Source organism: Sunxiuqinia sp. (genome assembly GCF_055140945.1).
The window spans coordinates 78908-95472 of the sequence record NZ_JBSQYS010000015.1; the positions used below are offsets into that span (position 1 = coordinate 78908).

Annotated in this window: 16 protein-coding genes and 1 tRNA gene; 6 read left to right on the plus strand and 11 right to left on the minus strand. The window is 38.9% G+C overall.

What is annotated here, in order from left to right; genetic code table 11:
• Positions 1-6 precede the first annotated feature (6 nt).
• Positions 7-4239, plus strand: coding sequence for a two-component regulator propeller domain-containing protein (locus ACTB00_RS09220; protein ID WP_463299624.1), 4233 nt, complete (start codon positions 7-9; stop codon positions 4237-4239).
• Between the two features lie 43 nt (positions 4240-4282).
• On the opposite strand, the gene ACTB00_RS09225 is transcribed toward ACTB00_RS09220, so the two are convergent.
• Positions 4283-4789, minus strand: a complete 507-nt coding sequence (locus ACTB00_RS09225; protein WP_321288381.1) for a response regulator — start codon at positions 4787-4789, stop codon at positions 4283-4285.
• Positions 4790-4984: 195 nt separating this feature from the next.
• Here ACTB00_RS09225 and ACTB00_RS09230 point away from each other — a divergent pair, with 195 nt between their 5' ends.
• The 4 genes from ACTB00_RS09230 to ACTB00_RS09245 all read left to right on the plus strand — a co-directional run bounded on the left by ACTB00_RS09230 (position 4985) and on the right by ACTB00_RS09245 (position 8008).
• Complete coding sequence (locus ACTB00_RS09230; protein WP_463299625.1) at positions 4985-5749, plus strand: type III pantothenate kinase; 765 nt, start codon at positions 4985-4987, stop codon at positions 5747-5749.
• An 89-nt stretch (positions 5750-5838) separates the two neighbouring features.
• Positions 5839-6309 carry a Spy/CpxP family protein refolding chaperone gene (locus ACTB00_RS09235; RefSeq protein WP_463299626.1) on the plus strand — a complete coding sequence of 157 codons (471 nt, stop codon included), beginning with the start codon at positions 5839-5841 and terminating at the stop codon, positions 6307-6309.
• Positions 6310-6553: 244 nt separating this feature from the next.
• Positions 6554-7273: a head GIN domain-containing protein gene (locus tag ACTB00_RS09240; protein ID WP_463299627.1), complete on the plus strand. Its 720-nt coding sequence runs from the start codon at positions 6554-6556 to the stop codon at positions 7271-7273.
• A 15-nt stretch (positions 7274-7288) separates the two neighbouring features.
• On the plus strand, positions 7289-8008 hold the full coding sequence (locus ACTB00_RS09245) for a head GIN domain-containing protein (protein ID WP_463299628.1): 720 nt from the start codon (positions 7289-7291) through the stop codon (positions 8006-8008).
• A gap of 76 nt (positions 8009-8084) precedes the next feature.
• Here the strand turns inward: ACTB00_RS09245 and ACTB00_RS09250 are convergent, their stop codons facing one another.
• Genes ACTB00_RS09250 through ACTB00_RS09260 form a run of 3 tightly spaced genes read right to left on the minus strand, consistent with a single transcriptional unit; the run spans position 8085 to position 11497 of the window.
• Entirely contained in the window at positions 8085-8840 is a 756-nt protein-coding gene (locus ACTB00_RS09250; RefSeq protein WP_321288310.1) for a succinate dehydrogenase/fumarate reductase iron-sulfur subunit, read from the minus strand.
• Positions 8841-8864: 24 nt separating this feature from the next.
• The gene (locus ACTB00_RS09255) at positions 8865-10802 is read right to left on the minus strand and encodes a fumarate reductase/succinate dehydrogenase flavoprotein subunit (protein ID WP_463299629.1); all 1938 of its coding nucleotides are present in this window, start codon (positions 10800-10802) and stop codon (positions 8865-8867) included.
• Positions 10803-10822: 20 nt separating this feature from the next.
• Entirely contained in the window at positions 10823-11497 is a 675-nt protein-coding gene (locus tag ACTB00_RS09260) for a succinate dehydrogenase cytochrome b subunit (protein WP_463299630.1), read from the minus strand.
• A gap of 319 nt (positions 11498-11816) precedes the next feature.
• Between ACTB00_RS09260 and ACTB00_RS09265 the strand changes: the two genes are divergently transcribed.
• Positions 11817-11888 (plus strand) — tRNA-Arg (locus ACTB00_RS09265).
• Positions 11889-12352: 464 nt separating this feature from the next.
• Here the strand turns inward: ACTB00_RS09265 and ACTB00_RS09270 are convergent.
• From ACTB00_RS09270 to ACTB00_RS09300, 7 genes are all read right to left on the minus strand, one after another.
• A complete protein-coding gene (locus ACTB00_RS09270; protein WP_463299631.1) occupies positions 12353-12781 on the minus strand; it encodes a hypothetical protein in 429 nt (142 codons plus the stop codon).
• A gap of 1 nt (position 12782) precedes the next feature.
• Positions 12783-13109: a hypothetical protein gene (locus tag ACTB00_RS09275; protein ID WP_463299632.1), complete on the minus strand. Its 327-nt coding sequence runs from the start codon at positions 13107-13109 to the stop codon at positions 12783-12785.
• 2 nt (positions 13110-13111) lie between these two features.
• The gene (locus ACTB00_RS09280) at positions 13112-13561 is read right to left on the minus strand and encodes a hypothetical protein (RefSeq protein WP_463299633.1); all 450 of its coding nucleotides are present in this window, start codon (positions 13559-13561) and stop codon (positions 13112-13114) included.
• A 245-nt stretch (positions 13562-13806) separates the two neighbouring features.
• Positions 13807-14004 carry a hypothetical protein gene (locus ACTB00_RS09285; protein WP_463299634.1) on the minus strand — a complete coding sequence of 66 codons (198 nt, stop codon included), beginning with the start codon at positions 14002-14004 and terminating at the stop codon, positions 13807-13809.
• 3 nt (positions 14005-14007) lie between these two features.
• A complete protein-coding gene (locus ACTB00_RS09290; RefSeq protein ID WP_463299635.1) occupies positions 14008-14262 on the minus strand; it encodes a hypothetical protein in 255 nt (84 codons plus the stop codon).
• Complete coding sequence (locus ACTB00_RS09295) at positions 14237-15097, minus strand: toprim domain-containing protein (protein ID WP_463299636.1); 861 nt, start codon at positions 15095-15097, stop codon at positions 14237-14239. The genes ACTB00_RS09290 and ACTB00_RS09295 overlap by 26 nt, the downstream gene beginning before the upstream one ends.
• 238 nt (positions 15098-15335) lie before the next feature.
• The gene (locus ACTB00_RS09300) at positions 15336-16565 is read right to left on the minus strand and encodes a primase-helicase family protein (protein ID WP_463299637.1); all 1230 of its coding nucleotides are present in this window, start codon (positions 16563-16565) and stop codon (positions 15336-15338) included.

The following is a 16565-nucleotide window of genomic DNA, read 5'->3' on the forward strand; positions in this document are numbered from 1 at the left end:
ATGTTAATGAGTGATGGTCTGCTGAAAAAAAATGATTTAAAAATTGCTAATTTGTTGTTGGCTCTTTTGCTGATTGGCATCACGGGGTTTGCCAACGAATCACAGGTAAACACGCAGTATAAATTCATGCACCTGACGATTAACGACGGCTTGTCAAATAATCAGGTGCGTTCAATTTTGAAAGATAGTCAGGGTTTTATGTGGTTTGGGACAGGTCGGGGACTGAATCGTTTCGATGGGTTGAGATTTAAAACCTACAAGCACGATCCTTATGATAGTACATCTATTCCGTTTAATGCCATTGACTTTTTATCTGAAGATTCGTCAGGCCAAATTTGGATTAAGTCAGTGAACGACTTCGCCATTTTTGATCCGCAAAAGGAGACGTTTTCAAGTCCGGATTCTTATTTGAGTGAGTTTTCAATTCCTCTGATATCTTTATATTCCATTTTTAACGATCAAGAGGGAAATACGTGGTTCGTGAATAATTCCTCTGGTCTTTACCGACTGGATCATTCAAGTCGTTCGGTGACCGTTTTGCAGCATCAGGCGGGTGATCCGACCTCAATTAGTAGTAATTCAATGATGGCTCTTAATCAGGATTCCAAAGGGAATTTCTGGGTCATTTCATCCTCTGGTATGCTTGAAAAGCTAGACCGGGACAGCCTCCATGTTTCCTATCGTATTCAACTGAATGCTGAGTTTAAGAGCGTGGCCAATAACTATCGGATTTTTATTGATTCGGAAGACGACGTATGGGTTTATTCGCTTGGTCAGCCCTATGGTGCTTTCCTTATTGATACCTCTACCGGAAATGTTTTGCATGTTAATACTCGATCGGAGAAAGCCAGATTAAACAATGACCTGGTGTCGTCAATTGTTGAGGATGAGGAAGGCATGATCTGGTTGGCTACCGATCATGGCGGCATAAATAGGTTAGACAAGAATGGTTTTTCTGTTATTTACGTGACCAATAATCCGGATGATAAATACAGCCTCATTCAAAATAGTGTGAACTATCTGTATAAAGATTCTCAGAACATTATTTGGGCTGGAACATACAAAAAAGGCGTGAGTTACTATCACCAAAGCCTGATTCGGTTTGATCACTACCGGCATGTCCCATCTATTTCATCAAGCTTGCCTTTTAATGATGTCAACTGCTTTGTAGAAGACAAAAAGGGAAATCTCTGGATTGGCACAAATGGAGGAGGGCTGCTTTATTTCAACAGAAAGAGCGACAGTTACAGGGTTTACAGGAACGATTCTTCCGATCCGAACAGTTTAAGCAATAATATCATCGTTTCACTTTTTATTGACCGAAATGATCAGTTGTGGATTGGTACTTATTTTGGTGGATTGGATCGATTTGACGGTCGTGTTTTTCACCATCACCGACATGATCCGGACAATCCTGCATCATTGTCAGATAACCGCGTTTGGGAGATTTTTGAAGATTCGAAGCGCAATTTATGGATTGGAACCTTGGCTGGAGGTCTAGAGTTGTATGACCGCGAAAGAGGCGTTTTTTATCATTATGCTTCTGAAGATATGAACTCCGTGGGCTCTAACTTCATCATGTCAATCATGGAAGATTCTCAAAGTAACCTGTGGTTAGGGACATCTGACGGGGTCGATCGTTTGAATTTGTTAACCAAGCGGTTTGAACATTTTACGCCTGAGCCCGGTGTCCCCGGAGGGTTGAGTGATAAAAATGCCTTGGGGATTCACGAAGATGCTCGTGGACTAATCTGGATTGCAACTCCCGAGGGGCTAAACTTATATAGCAAGCATGAAAACCGGTTCAGGGTATTTACTGAAAAAGATGGGTTGCCTGATTCGAATGTCAAAACAATACTTGAAGATGAACAAGGTAATTTATGGATTGGAACAACCAACGGTGTTTCTAAGATCGAAATAGTCAATTTTTCAGACAATCCGAAAATTGAACAATTGGAGATTCAAACCACCAATTACGACATGATGGATGGTCTTCAAGGCAAAGAGTTCAATGAAAATGCAGCTTACCGTACGAAAGCCGGCGAACTCATTTTTGGAGGTGCAAATGGGTTTAATCTATTTAAACCGGAAAACCTGGAAGAGCAAAAACTCAGCAACGAAGTTGTATTGACAAACTTAAAGGTTTTCAATCGTGAGGTGCCGGTTGGAACGCCGATTCAAAATCGGATTATTCTTGACAAATCAATTACACAACAGGATAAAATTACTTTGCGTCACCGCGAAAATGTTTTCTCTCTGGGCTTTGCTTCTTTGAATTTCTTTCAACCCGAAAAAAATAGTTTCGAATATAAGCTGGAAGGGTTCAATGAAGCTTGGTTGAAAACTGACCCGCAAAACGCAGAGGCCACTTTTACGAACTTAAATGCCGGAGAATATGCGTTTCATGTGCGTGTGTCGAATGATGGAGGCAAAAGCTGGCAAGCGTTGACCCCACCCCTGAAGATTGAAATAACACCTCCTTTTTGGAAAAGTAATTATGCCTTTGGGTTTTATGTTTTATTTATCTTCGGTCTGTTATTGCTGGCGCGTCATATTTTAGTTGAACGAGAGCGATTGAAATTCGCAGCCGAGCAAGAACACCAGGAAGCAGAGCGCATTCATCAGCTAGATGGGTTAAAAACAAAATTTTTCACCAATATTAGTCACGAGTTTCGCACTCCTCTCTCCTTGATTTTATCGCCAATTGAACGATTAATTGGAGAGACGAAGGATGAAAAGTTAAAAGCTCAATTGAAATTTATCCATCGCCATGCGCGAAGGCTTTTGGCTATGGTAAATCAACTGCTCGATTTCAGAAAGATGGAAGTTCAACAGATTGAGGCCAAGGAAAATTGGGGCGATTTAATTGGATTTGTAAAAGAAGTTGGACTCTCTTTTCAGGATTTAGCGGCAAATAAGGGAATCAAGTTCAGGTTTAAAGCTGAAAAGGAAGATTTGTTTACTTATTTTGATCAGGATAAAGTTGAAAAAGTGATCTCCAATTTGTTGTCGAATGCGTTTAAGTTTACGCCTGAAAAAGGTAAAATTACATTGCGGTTAAAATTTATTGAGTCGGATGTTGACTCTGAAAATAGTAGTCGGCGGGGAACGGTATTAATCTCCGTAAAGGATAATGGAATTGGAATACCAGTTGAAAAACAAGAACGAATTTTTGATCGGTTTTTTCAGGATGATCTTCCAAATTCGTTTGTCAATCAGGGAAGTGGAATTGGTTTGTCGCTGGTAAATGATTACGTGAAAATATTGGGAGGTACTATCCGAGTCGAAAGTATCGTAGATAAAGGCAGCGTTTTTGAAGTCACTCTGCCGGTGCAGTTGTTTTCGCAAGAACAAATTGATTTAAAAAATCAGTCCGGGGATTCTAAAGAGCCAGTCATTTATTATCGGGAAAATCGCTCGGCTTTTAACGAGGAAGTTAAATCTGATTCGACTAAAAAAAATATTTTATTGGTTGAGGATAATGAAGATTTCCGCTTTTACCTGAAAGACAATCTGAAAGAGCACTATAATGTGTATGAAGCCGGGAACGGTAAAATAGGATGGGAGATGACTTTGAAGAAGCTCCCTGACTTGATTGTGAGCGACGTTGTGATGCCCGAAATGGATGGTATTGAATTTTGCTCGAAAATAAAAGGTGATGGACGAACCGCTCATGTTCCTCTCATTTTATTGACAGCTAAGGTAGATACCGATCCAACGCTTGAAGGCTTCCAGTCTGGTGCCGATGATTATATTTCAAAGCCATTTGATTTTAGGATTTTGGAATCGCGCATTGAGAACCTGATCAATTCCAGAGAACAGCTGCGACGATCTTATCAATCGATGATTGGAATGAATCCGGAGAAGATTAAAGTCACATCACAGGATGAAAAATTCTTAATAAAGGCGCTCGGTATTGTTGAGAAAAATTTGGACAATACCAAGTTTTCGGTTGAGAACTTAAGCAAAGAAATAGGGATGAGTAGAGTTAGCTTATACAAAAAACTAACTCAGCTTACTACAAAATCGCCGGTTGAGTTTATTCGGATTATCAGGCTTCGAAGAGCCGCTGATTTTATGGAGAACAGTGAGTTGACTGTTTCCGAAATTGCCTATGCATGCGGATTTAACAGTCCAAGATATTTTTCGAAATATTTTAAAGCCGAGTATAAGGAGCTGCCTTCGGAATACATCAACAACCATCGAAAAAAGCTGAACAGCTTTCAAATGAAACTTTGAAAGCTGTTCAGCAAAATATTTTAGATAACCGCCGAGATACTGACTAGAAATTTAATCCAAATGTTTCAGGGTACAGTAATGCGATAGCAATGATTACAATGATAAAAAGTGAAAGGAAAACGAAAAACAATATTACGCCGGTTTTATAGCGCTTATTTGTCTTTTCTAAGCTGCTAATCGACAATATTTTATTCATCTTGCTCACCATCTTTTTTAGTGCCATCTGATCTTTTACGATATAATCGTAAGCACCGTATTTCATGGTATTAATAGCAACATCAATACTGTCCTGCCCCGAAAGGAAAATGAACTCCACCTCAGGAGCAATTTTTTTTGCTTTCTTTAGTACTTCAATCCCATTCATCCCATCTAATAAATAATCCTGAATGATGATTTTAGGCTGACGTTCCATCGCCTTCAAAACTTCTTCTCCGGATAAAAAGGCTTCTACGTTGGTAAACTTATTGGTTTTGAGATAACTTACAACGAGTTTGTTATAGACAGGATTATCTTCAACTACAAAAATTAACGGACCTTTATTATTTTGCATCTTTAAAGAATAATAAGTTAGTTATGCTCTTATGCAGAATTTTCATTCTTATTTTTGTTAAAATTAGTAAAAAATTAAACACAATACCTTGTATATACAAGAATAGGACATAAAAGTATGAAAATTCGCGAATTAAATTTCGATATAACATAAACTTTATTTATTACAACTTCATCTCAAATAACAACGAAACAGATGCGTTTAGCAATTGATATTGGAAATACAAATATTGTTTTTGGAATCCGGAAACAAGAAAATTGGAAGAATATTTGGAGGATTCGGACAGATAAGTTAAAAACGGCAGACGAATACGAAGTCATATTTCGATCCCTCTTTGAAAGTGGAGGCGTGGAGCCTGAAAAAATAAGCAAAGTGATTATTAGCAGTGTTGTACCTTCGTTAAACGACGATTTTAAAGAATTAATCAGCCGTTTATTAGGTATTCATCCTCTGTTTGTAGCGCCGGAAACTTATTCAAAGCTACCGATCAAAATCTTAAATCCGTATCAGATTGGAACCGATTTGGTTGCCAATGCAATGGCAGCATTTGTAAAGTACGACAAGCCTTGTATGGTTATCGATTTTGGAACTGCTCTTACTTTTTTGACACTCGCCGAAAGCGGTGAAATATTGGGAGTTGCCATTGCTCCGGGAATGGGTACGGCGGTAACGGCTTTGGCAGGAAACACATCGCAGTTGCCTCATGTTCAGTTGTCAATGCCGCCGTCAGTGTTGGGACTTAATACAGTAAACGCGATTCAAGCAGGTGTTGTGTATGGTTATCTGGGATTAGTCAGCAGGATTATTGAGCAAACTGAAGCCGAATTAAATAAAGAGCTCCACGTCATTGCGACAGGCGGTTTATCAAGTATTTTTCGTGAAGAGAAGTCTAAAATAGACCACTTTGAGGCGAATTTAACGCTCGATGGATTGATTGCAATAGCTAACTGTGTTGATTAACAGGATGTTAAAAAATGTGAAATGCGGATGATGGATTAAACGAAAGCGATAGCTGACAGTCCAAAGGGAGAATTTAAAAATTTTAAGCGATGAAAAACAAAATTACAGCATTGGTATTTATGTTTGCCATATTATTGTCGTTAACAACGATGGCACAGGGGCAAAAGCAACGACTCGAACGTCAGCAAAAGTTAGAACAATATGCTGACAATGACCATCACAGATTTCCTGCAGCGAAACTATTAACTGAAGATCAAAAAGAAGCGATTAAATCAATTCGGATGGAGAGCATGAAAGAAGCAAAAACATTTCGTGATCTGTTGAGGGAACTGAAAGCACATCATCAAACACTAATGACTGCCGAAACTGCCGACATGAAGGCAATTTATAAGAGTTTGGATAAGCAGGGTGAATTGCAAACTGAATTGTCTAAAATTCGGGCAAAGTCACGTATCGAAATTCAGTCGTTACTTACCGAGGAGCAAAAATTGGAAATGCAAAGCTTAAAAGAAAAACACCGACATCTCATGCGTGATCGAAGAATGAAAGATAAGAGCTAACGAAATATTGCCGGTTTAAACCGGCATTTTTTTTGTTCATTTACCGATAAATAACCTTGTTTCAGCGAATTTGTGGTAATAAAATGAGCAGTGATTTCTAAATTGTGTAACGAAAATTCAAAATTAGCGTCAATAACAGCAAACACTCACAGGTGAAACGAGCATGATAAACAATTCTCCTATCGAATCGTGATTATCAAACGAGTTCCCTCTGATATCTTTAAAACCCAAAAACGATTACCATATGAAAAAGCGTTTTTCCTTAGCAATTTCCTTATCTGTACTATTGACTATTTTTTCTGCCTGCATCTTTTTAGGTCCGTCCATAAAGGGTAATGGTCATGTCACAACCGAATATCGTGAAGTCGGAGATTTCGATGAAGTAAAAGTTTCCACCGGAATGAAGGTGGTCTTGGTTCAGTCGGATAAAAATCTGATCACGGTAGAAGCCGATGAGAATTTGCACGAAGTTATCAAAACCGAACTGAAAAGAGATGAATTGAATATTTTCTCGGAAGAACGAATAAAAAAGGCGAAGAAATTACTAATCACGGTCGAATTTAACCGCATTGAAAAACTGACAAGCAGTTCAGGAGCAATGGTTAGCACGGATGATCTGATTCACTTGAAAGATTTTAGCACAAAAGCCAGTTCTGGTAGCCAGCAAAATCTAGGCGTTAATGCACAGAACTTGCAGGCGCGAGCATCTTCGGGCTCACACATTAAACTCAACGGGAAAGCTGAAAAAGTTGATTTGAAAGCATCGTCGGGGGCTCATATTAAAGGGAGTGGTTTGGTCACTGAAGATTGTTTCGCCGATGTTTCAAGCGGGGCACATATCTACATTGATGTAACCAACGAATTTGAAGGGGAAGCCTCAAGCGGTGGTCACATTTATTATTCAGGTAGTCCTTCCACGGTTAGCATTAATGAGTCTTCAGGCGGTAATATCAGAAAACAATAACTAAGAGCAACACGTATGAAAACAATAAGAAAACGGTTTTATTCAGCTAGCATTTTATTGCTTGCAATGGTATTGGTTTTGCAAGTACCGGCAGCAAACGAAAGAGCTGGAAAACAGACTCGGCAAACCCCCAATTTCCATGGTATTTCGGTTGGTAGTGGAATCGATTTATACTTAACGCAGGGAAACTCGGAAAAGGTTGTGATAGAGGCTGACCCTGACATTATTGACGATATCATAACCGAAGTAAAAGATGGGGTTTTGCATATTTATATGAAGAAGAAATTGAACTGGAGTTGGAATGAAGATCGCACGGCTCATGTTACTTTTGATGATTTGACTCGGCTCGATGTTTCATCGGGTGCTGATGTAGAATCAGAAAACAGCTTCAAGCTGGATGAACTGAAAATATCGGTGAGCAGCGGAGCCGATTTGGAGATTGAAGGTATAACAGCAGAAACGATTTGGCTGGATACATCAAGTGGATCGGAGGCTGAAATCACCGGACGGGTTATCAATTTTGATGCGTCCAGTTCCAGTGGTTCTGACCTTTCGTGTGGAGATTTAGTTGCCGAACATTGTCAAGTAAAAACTTCTAGTGGAGCAGATGCCGTTGTGCATGCAACCAAATCGATTAAAGCCAACTCGAGTAGCGGTGGCGACATTCGATATAAAGGAAATCCGACCCAAAAAGATATTAATGAATCCAGTGGCGGCGATGTTCGTCGGGATTAAACTTGATTTTGTGAAAAAACAAAGCGGCCGTTTCTTTTGATAGAAACGGCCGCTTTGTTATCTTGTATTCTCTGGTTTATTCTGACAAGCGTGATTTCAAGAATTCACGGTTTAAACGAGAGATGTGTGCAATAGAAATACTTTTCGGGCATTCTACTTCACAAGCTCCGGTGTTGGTACATCCGCCAAATCCAAGTTCGTCCATTGTTGCAACCATTGCTTTCGCACGGCGTTTCGCTTCAACTTTACCCTGCGGAAGCAAGGCCAGTTGGCTAACTTTTGCCGAGACAAACAACATGGCCGACGAGTTTTTACAAGCCGCTACACAAGCTCCACAACCGATACATGAAGCTGCATCCATCGCTTCGTCGGCAGCAGGTTTTGCAATCGGAATGGCATTTGCATCAGGAACACCACCTGTATTTACGGAAACATAACCGCCCGAAGAAATGATTTTGTCAAACGCCTGACGATCGACAATCAAATCTTTGATGATTGGAAATGCAGCAGCGCGCCATGGTTCGATGGTTATTGTTTCGCCATCTTTAAATTTACGCATGTGCAACTGGCAGGTTGTAATTTCCTCATCCGGTCCGTGTGGACGTCCGTTGATGAATAGTGAACACATTCCGCAGATTCCTTCACGACAATCGTGATCGAAAGCGATGGGTTCTTTATTTTCGTTAACCAACTGTTCGTTCAAGATATCCATCATTTCGAGGAAAGAACTGTCAGTTGAAATATCTGAAACTTGATAGGTTTCGAAACGGCCTTTTTCTTTGGGACCGTTCTGACGCCAAATCTTAAGCGTGAGATTTATTGTTTTATCCATGATTGCTCTCCTTTTTTATAGCCGTTATTTGTAATTACGTTGAAGCATTTGAACATTCTCGTAAACCAATTCCTCTTTATTCAGTTTTGGTTCTTCTTTTTCACCTTGATATTCCCAGCAAGAAACATAGGCAAACTTATCATCCTGACGCAGTGCTTCACCTTCTCCGGTTTGATATTCTTCACGGAAATGACCACCGCAGGATTCCTCACGGTTCAATCCATCACGTGCCATCAGATCAGCAATTTCAAGGAAATCAGCCAAACGGCTGGCTTTTTCCAATTCGACATTCATTCCTTCTTTATTTCCAGGAATGCGGACGTTGGTCCAGAACTCTTTTTTAACTGCTTCAATCTTTTTGATAGCATCTTTAAGACCTTTTTCATTACGAGCCATTCCAACAAAGTCCCACATGATTAAGCCAAGTTCTTTGTGAATGCTATCTACCGAACGATTACCTTTAATGTTCAACAGTTTTTCAAATCGATCTTTTACCGATTTCTCAGCTTCAACAAACTCTTTTGCATTCGTATCCATGCGAGGAGTACGAATTTCATCAGCCAGGTAATTCTGAATGGTGTATGGTAACACAAAATAACCATCTGCCAATCCTTGCATCAAAGCCGAAGCTCCCAAACGGTTGGCACCGTGGTCGGAGAAGTTAGCCTCACCGGCAGCAAATAAGCCCGGAATATTGGTTTGCAGTTCATAATCAACCCAAATACCACCCATGGTGTAGTGGATTGCAGGGTAAATCATCATTGGCGTTTCGTATGGATTGTCGTCGACAATTTTTTCGTACATCTGGAACAAGTTACCGTAGCGTGCTTCAATCACATCTTTGCCTAAGCGCTCGATAGATGATTTGAAGTCCAGGTAAACAGCCAGCCCGGTTCCAACACCGAAACCGGCATCGCAACGTTCTTTTGCTGCACGCGATGCAACATCACGAGGTACCAGGTTTCCGAAAGCAGGATAACGACGCTCCAAATAGTAATCGCGATCTTCTTCCTTAATATCGGTTGGTTTCAGTTTTCCTTCGCGAATAGCTTCAGCGTCCTCTTTTTTAGCAGGCACCCAAATACGTCCATCATTCCGAAGTGATTCGGACATCAAGGTTAGTTTACTTTGGAACTCCCCATGAACAGGGATACAAGTTGGGTGAATTTGTGCCATACATGGATTCGCAAACATGGCTCCTTTGTGGAACGCTTTTACAGCTGCTGATCCGTTTGATCCCATCGCGTTGGTTGATAGGAAAAATGTGTTTCCGTAGCCACCGGTAGCTAACACTACAGCATGGCCAAAATGACGTTGCAATTCTCCGGTTACCAAGTCGCGGGTAATAATTCCGCGTGCTTTGCCGTCAACAATGACAATATCGACTAACTCGGTACGCGTATGCATCGTAACCGAGCCTTTGTTTACCTGACGCATCAACGCCTGGTAAGCTCCCAGCAATAGCTGCTGACCGGTTTGCCCACGTGCGTAAAATGTACGACTAACTTGTGCTCCACCAAACGAACGGTTGTCTAATAAACCGCCATATTCGCGGGCAAAAGGAACACCTTGTGCAACACACTGGTCGATAATACTATTACTAACTTCAGCTAAGCGGTGAACGTTGGCCTCGCGGGCACGGTAGTCACCACCTTTTATGGTATCGTAAAACAAACGGTAAACTGAGTCACCGTCGTTCGGATAGTTTTTTGCAGCATTAATACCACCCTGTGCGGCAATGGAGTGCGCACGGCGTGGAGAATCCTGAATGGTAAAGTTTTTTACATTGAAACCCATTTCACCAAGTGACGCTGCGGCAGCACCACCAGCCAAACCCGTTCCTACGACAATTACATCGAGTTTGCGTTTGTTGGCAGGGTTCACCAGTTTTTGGTGATTCTTATAATTTGTCCATTTCTGAGCCAATGGCCCTTCTGGTATCTTTGAATTTAGTATGCTCATAATTCTATACTTCTTTTCGGTTAAAATTTAATCAGGAAATACAATGGGATGATTGCAAAACCGACAGTAACGACAATCGCGTAAATTTGTCCGATTACCTGTAATCTTTTCAACCACGCTTTATTCGCAAATCCAATGGTTTGAAACGAAGACCAAAAACCATGTCCAAGATGCAGTCCCAAAAGGATTGCGCCAATAACGTAAAGAATACAATACGTTACACTTGTTTTAAATAGTCCGGCAACTAATGAATAGGAATCATGCATGATTTCTCCGTCAATATCGACTTCCAGTAGGTTCTGGTATTCAAATTTAATAATGTAGAAGAAGTTATAAATGTGCATAACCAGGAATACAAAAATTAAACAGCCAAGAACAAGCATATTGCGAGATGCCCAGTTACTTGAATTTTTAGATTGGTTGTATCCGGTAGGGCGAGCCTTCATGTTTTGAAAACTAACAATGAGAGACCATAAAATATGTACGATAAAGCCCAACGCCAGTATCGGTTCCATTATACGGATAGCCGGGTTGGTAGCCATAAAATTTGCCCCTAGGTTAAAAAGCTCACCGCTGTCATCAAAAATCAAAAGTAAATTGATTCCCAAGTGAACGACAATGAACATCATCAGGAAAAGGCCTGAGATACTCATGATAAACTTTTTCCCAATAGAAGAAGTCAGAAAATTGCTCATAGGATAATAGTTTTATTTAAAAAATTAATGTTTCTGATAAAGTTCCACAAAAGTAGATTTTAGTGGTTTTACCCGCAATAATTGGAAGGTCAAAAATAGCTAATTTAAAACGTTTCTAAGAAAAATTCGATAAATATGTGATAATGTGCAGTGAGTCAGATGTGTAAGAATGATTGCCTTGTAAATTTTCTGTTAACAAAACCAGATTAGTAGTTCAACTCGAAAAATGAGTTGGCATCTATTTCTTTTTTTGAATCCTGTCGCTTTTTCCTATTTTTGCAAAGCTTTTTTGTAATGATGTGTTTTTTACAAAAATGATGGTTCCATAGTTCAACGGATAGAATAGCAGTTTCCTAAACTGTAGATCCGGGTTCGATTCCCGGTGGGACTACTTTAAAAACTCATAAAAAGCTGATTGTTAGATGCTAATGCCTTTAAAGGGGAATGAATGGGGAACGAATTTTGTATTTCAATAAAGAAAAAGAGCCACTATCGAAATAGCAGCTCTTTTTTTTGTAGTTTGAATAATTATCCAAACGTTAGCGTACAAAACTAAAACATCGTTAAATATCTTTCTTTGTTAGGTGGATCACTCCTTCAATCCCCAGGACTATCAGAAAGAAAAGAAAAAGTTTGAGGGTTTTTTGTGCCCCAAGTGCCATTGTTAAGATAATCCAGGCAATTGCGCTTGTGTATCGTATCCTAACGAGTTGATGACTCATCTAAATTATTTCTGTGGATTAAATATCCGACAACAGCAAATACGATTAAGAAAACAATTGGTAGCACCCAGTTTGTTTTTCCCGAACTGGCTGTCATCCTAAATGGATCAAAAGCTTGATTAATTTCCATAGCTTATACTTCTATTGAGTTAATAAGTGCTTTGTAGACATCAGGTAAATCAAAAACGTCAACATTGACCAAGTCGCCTTCCGGATTTCTGAAATGAAGCGTTTTTCCTTTGTGCTTTTTCAGGAGTTTCTTTAAAATGTCATTCTCGTAAAGTCCCAAGCGTACTTTGAGTTGCTGATTTTCTGCCTGTGCTTCATTCATCTCTTTGTCCAAATTTTCTTTTTGTGCTTCTAGATTTTCTTTTTCAGAAAGTAACTGCTTGACATTTCCAGTATCTTCTGTTTTTTGATTTGGATTCAGATAGGTGTCCAGGAGGATGTTGAGAAACTCTCCTTTTGAGTTGGCTCCGGACTGCTCGTAAGTGTCTTCAAAAAGTTCAGCAAGTTCAATTTTACCTTGAATCTGAATATTTTTAAAATTTTTGCGTGTCATACTATAATTTTGAAAAGATTAGCATTAATATTATTGCTGCGGCTGACAGTAGAAAAGGATTGACCGGTTTTGGTTTGTTAGCGTTTTCAATAGGTTCCGGTTCTGCTACGTGTTGCGCTGGTTCTTGTGTTTTCTGTTCTTGATTGAAGAGTTCAGCCTCTAGAGTTTGAACCTGGTTTTCCAGCCAGTCAATTTTATCTTTCAGGATAATAATAAACTGAGTGGGATCATTATCGTCCATGAAATTATCATGTTCATTCTCTTTTTCTTCGGAGTAATTCCCCCTTCTTTCTTGAAAAAATTTGATCCTGTTTTTGTAGTCCAACATGGCTAAAGTGTTTTGTAAATTATAAAAGCTGTGATAATCAGAGCCGTTGCCAGTCCGATCACTTTCCAGGGTGTTTTTTGTTCGCTGGGTGTGCTAGATGTTTGACTGGAGCTTTGGCTAATGCTTAACTTTTGAGCCGAATCAGTATTTTCTTGTGGTTGGTTCGGGTCTTTTGCTATAGCTATAAGTCCACTCATAATTGGATCATTTACCATAAGCGCTTGCTCCTGCCCATTTTGGTCAACATAAGTTAATGTACTATCTATCCACTTCCAATCTGTACCATAGATACCAATTGAATATGGATCAGTCCCCCAGGAGGGGTTTGACGTACCTGTTGGTTGTGGAGTAGGTTTTGTTTGACTTCCACCTGAAGTTGATGGATCAACCGGCTGCGGTTCATCGTAAGGGGTGATCTTTTGATCGTAAAAATTTGAATAACGACGTTTCATTTGTAAACTGATTTTTGGTTAATATTATTCATACATGGTCGAAAAATGTACCTAAAATGCAACTGTTATTTACTTGTTATGAGTTGGTATATACATCAGCTATATACTAGAAATACAGGTGTTCATACTGGGTAAATGTCTCAACCATATAGAAGAACTTATGCTTGCAATATAGTGTTTACAATAGGCTATCTTTGCCGTTTATTGCCGTTTACTACTGAATAAAGACAGATAAAGCAACTTGCTTATTCTTCTTCTGGAGTAATGACTAACTTTTTGAAAAGAAAAGAAACCTGTTTTGGAGTAAGTATTTTTTGTGTTTTCATATATCCGATCTCTTTCAATTCAACGAAGTATTTTTCGTTTAGCCAATAGCGGAAAGTCCGCAGAGAAACCCCCACCAACTCCGCCAGCTCTTTTTTGTGCATTGCTTTATAACTCATTTATCATTGGGTGATCTCAAATTTTTCCAGATGATCCACTAAATAGGATAAATGGATTAATGAGTTATCCAGCTTTTCATGATACTCTTTGTCTATCTGTTCTTTATGTAAAAGGACTAAATGTGTAAGATCGCGAATTGCATCGGAGAAATAGGATAGCGCTTTTTCTTCTTCATCTCTAATTGATTTGATAAAAGAAGCAGCGTTTTTATCAACCATTACAGGAACCATTTCATTTTTTTTGTCTTTTGTTTTCATAATTATTTGAGTTTAAAAATTGATTGAAATCATTGTGATTGGGATATGTGATTGATGAATAGTCCGTTACATTGGGATTAAGTTTCATTATCTCATTCCTTGCTTTTATCCCTGATTCGTCATTGTCCAGGTATAGGTTAATTCTTTGCGCTGATTTTAAGAGCTGTTCTATGTATCGTAAATTGTGTGTGGTATTCAGGATGATAGTTTTGTTTGCGGGCTTTCTGGTATTGAAAAACACCATCGCTGAAAGAAAGTCCATGAAACCCTCAAATACATTGATTGAATTATTGTTCCCGGGAATGGTGGTGATGTATTTGGGAGTACTGCACAATTTATAGCTTTTACTCCGCAGCTCATACCCTCCTTTATCGTTTTTAAAGGCCAGGGCAAAGTATTGTCTTTCTTTTACCTTGTAATAAGCCTCCATAACGTACAGAGAGGCGATTTTTGCCGGTATTTTCCGACTGCTAAGGTATTGTAGTAACGCTCTGTTTTGAAGTGGCTGAACATGTTTAATTTCAATCCCGGATGATTTTTGCTTTTCTGAAAAAGAAAAAGAGGGTTTTGATAATTCGGGTTCTTGTAGGATCATTAAAGCGCCGGTTATACTGGTTGCATTCATTTCCATAACCAGATCAAGAATATTACCGCCATAGCCGGCACCAACATCAAACCACTGGTTTTTTGAAAGGTTGACTTTGAAACTTGGGGTTTTGTCAGTCCGGATAGGTGAATTATACCAGGCGTAATCTCCGTAAACCCGAGTCGGTTCTATTCCGTGATTGCTTAAAAAATCAACTATTTTTATATGTTTAGCTTGATTGCAATTCATGTTTTTTTTCTTTTCTGATGAGCAAAAATTTCACGTCGATACTCAAAATAATTGTGAGATGTGAGAAAAAGCACCTTAATGCACTGAATAGTAATTGATTATGCATCTCACAAACTTCTCACATTTGTTTTTTTATGTGAGATTTTGACGATTTGTGAGAATGTGAGATGTTTGTGAGATATTTGTGAGATACCTATATGTATTATTATTAGATAGGTAGATATATAATTCTCACAACTCACTTTTTACTAACAAAATCACTGCGTTTAAATGTACAGTAACGCCCAGTATTTGAAAATTCCATCGGAATATGCTTTCCCTCATTATCAGAAACATATCTCCATTTTTTGTAATATTTAGGCTGTTCGGTTGGTTCGTATCCCCATTTTTTAAGAATGTCAGTAATGTCCTTTTTTCTCACATTGTTAACGCCGTTTTCATTTTTTAGCAAGTCAATAATGTCTTTTTGAGTTAGTTTAACTTCATCTTGTTCAAAGTTTAAAAACTGGTCGGTAATTACATCTTTTATTTCGTGCTCGAGCGGAGAGGTTCCAGACTGTATAACCTTTTTTAAAGCATCAGTCCATAGCTGTTCTCTGGTGAACCACATTCGAGTTCTGTTTGGTGTTTCAATCTCCCTGGATGTTAGAAAATGAATAAAAGCCGGTATCTCCTTTTTCATTTCGTCCAATAGATCTTTATCTTCGGTCTGAAAGGTTGGGACTTTGCGAATCCAATAACGTATTTCCTTTGAGTCAATTTTTAAAAAATCTGTTTCGTTATTTGAGCAAAGGATAAACTTTCCAAAGAACTCCTGTTCAAATCTATCTTTACCTTTGGCTTCATTGTTTACTGTTTTGGAGGTTGAAAGATTTTTCAGCTTTTCCGCATCTTCTTTTCTTTCCAAAAAAACTTCATCTACACCGATGATTGACTTACATGTCCAGCCAGAATTGAAATGAGTCCTAAAGTCTTCGTTTGTGTTGAAAGTCATGTTTTTACCAAATATTGCTTTTAGAAATAACAGAAACGTGGTTTTTCCTGTATTCCGTTCCTCTGAAACCAGGCATAGAATAGGGAGCCTTTGTGTTGGGTACTTCCAAATAATCGTTAGGTAGTCCAATCCTATTGCATATTGTTCTCCAAAGATATGCTTAAGAAATACTTCTATTTTTTGCCACTCTCCCTCTTTGGGTTCGTGAGGTATCGGTTCGTATTTATTATATGAGTTTCCGACAACTCTTTGATAGTTTTCATGATCCGGGATAAAACAAAATGAATCATATTTTCCAATATCACTCAAAAATGGTCTTCCATGATCATCTATTATTTCCTGTTTTCTCCATACTTTGATTATCTCATTTCGGTCTCCTGATGTTAAGGGCTGCTCAATAATCTTATAGTAATCAGTACCAATTCTCATATACAGAGCTGCTAGTTTTTCATTTTTGGTGTTTTTATTCCGCAT

Coding starts and splice junctions, on each gene's coding strand:
- ACTB00_RS09220 (WP_463299624.1), top strand. CDS start 7: ATGAGTGATGGTCTGCTGAAAAAAAATGATTTAAAAATTGCTAATTTG.
- ACTB00_RS09225 (WP_321288381.1), bottom strand. CDS start 4,789: ATGCAAAATAATAAAGGTCCGTTAATTTTTGTAGTTGAAGATAATCCT.
- ACTB00_RS09230 (WP_463299625.1), top strand. CDS start 4,985: ATGCGTTTAGCAATTGATATTGGAAATACAAATATTGTTTTTGGAATC.
- ACTB00_RS09235 (WP_463299626.1), top strand. CDS start 5,839: ATGAAAAACAAAATTACAGCATTGGTATTTATGTTTGCCATATTATTG.
- ACTB00_RS09240 (WP_463299627.1), top strand. CDS start 6,554: ATGAAAAAGCGTTTTTCCTTAGCAATTTCCTTATCTGTACTATTGACT.
- ACTB00_RS09245 (WP_463299628.1), top strand. CDS start 7,289: ATGAAAACAATAAGAAAACGGTTTTATTCAGCTAGCATTTTATTGCTT.
- ACTB00_RS09250 (WP_321288310.1), bottom strand. CDS start 8,840: ATGGATAAAACAATAAATCTCACGCTTAAGATTTGGCGTCAGAACGGT.
- ACTB00_RS09255 (WP_463299629.1), bottom strand. CDS start 10,802: ATGAGCATACTAAATTCAAAGATACCAGAAGGGCCATTGGCTCAGAAA.
- ACTB00_RS09260 (WP_463299630.1), bottom strand. CDS start 11,497: ATGAGCAATTTTCTGACTTCTTCTATTGGGAAAAAGTTTATCATGAGT.
- ACTB00_RS09270 (WP_463299631.1), bottom strand. CDS start 12,781: ATGACACGCAAAAATTTTAAAAATATTCAGATTCAAGGTAAAATTGAA.
- ACTB00_RS09275 (WP_463299632.1), bottom strand. CDS start 13,109: ATGTTGGACTACAAAAACAGGATCAAATTTTTTCAAGAAAGAAGGGGG.
- ACTB00_RS09280 (WP_463299633.1), bottom strand. CDS start 13,561: ATGAAACGTCGTTATTCAAATTTTTACGATCAAAAGATCACCCCTTAC.
- ACTB00_RS09285 (WP_463299634.1), bottom strand. CDS start 14,004: ATGAGTTATAAAGCAATGCACAAAAAAGAGCTGGCGGAGTTGGTGGGG.
- ACTB00_RS09290 (WP_463299635.1), bottom strand. CDS start 14,262: ATGAAAACAAAAGACAAAAAAAATGAAATGGTTCCTGTAATGGTTGAT.
- ACTB00_RS09295 (WP_463299636.1), bottom strand. CDS start 15,097: ATGAATTGCAATCAAGCTAAACATATAAAAATAGTTGATTTTTTAAGC.
- ACTB00_RS09300 (WP_463299637.1), bottom strand. CDS start 16,565: ATGCGGAATAAAAACACCAAAAATGAAAAACTAGCAGCTCTGTATATG.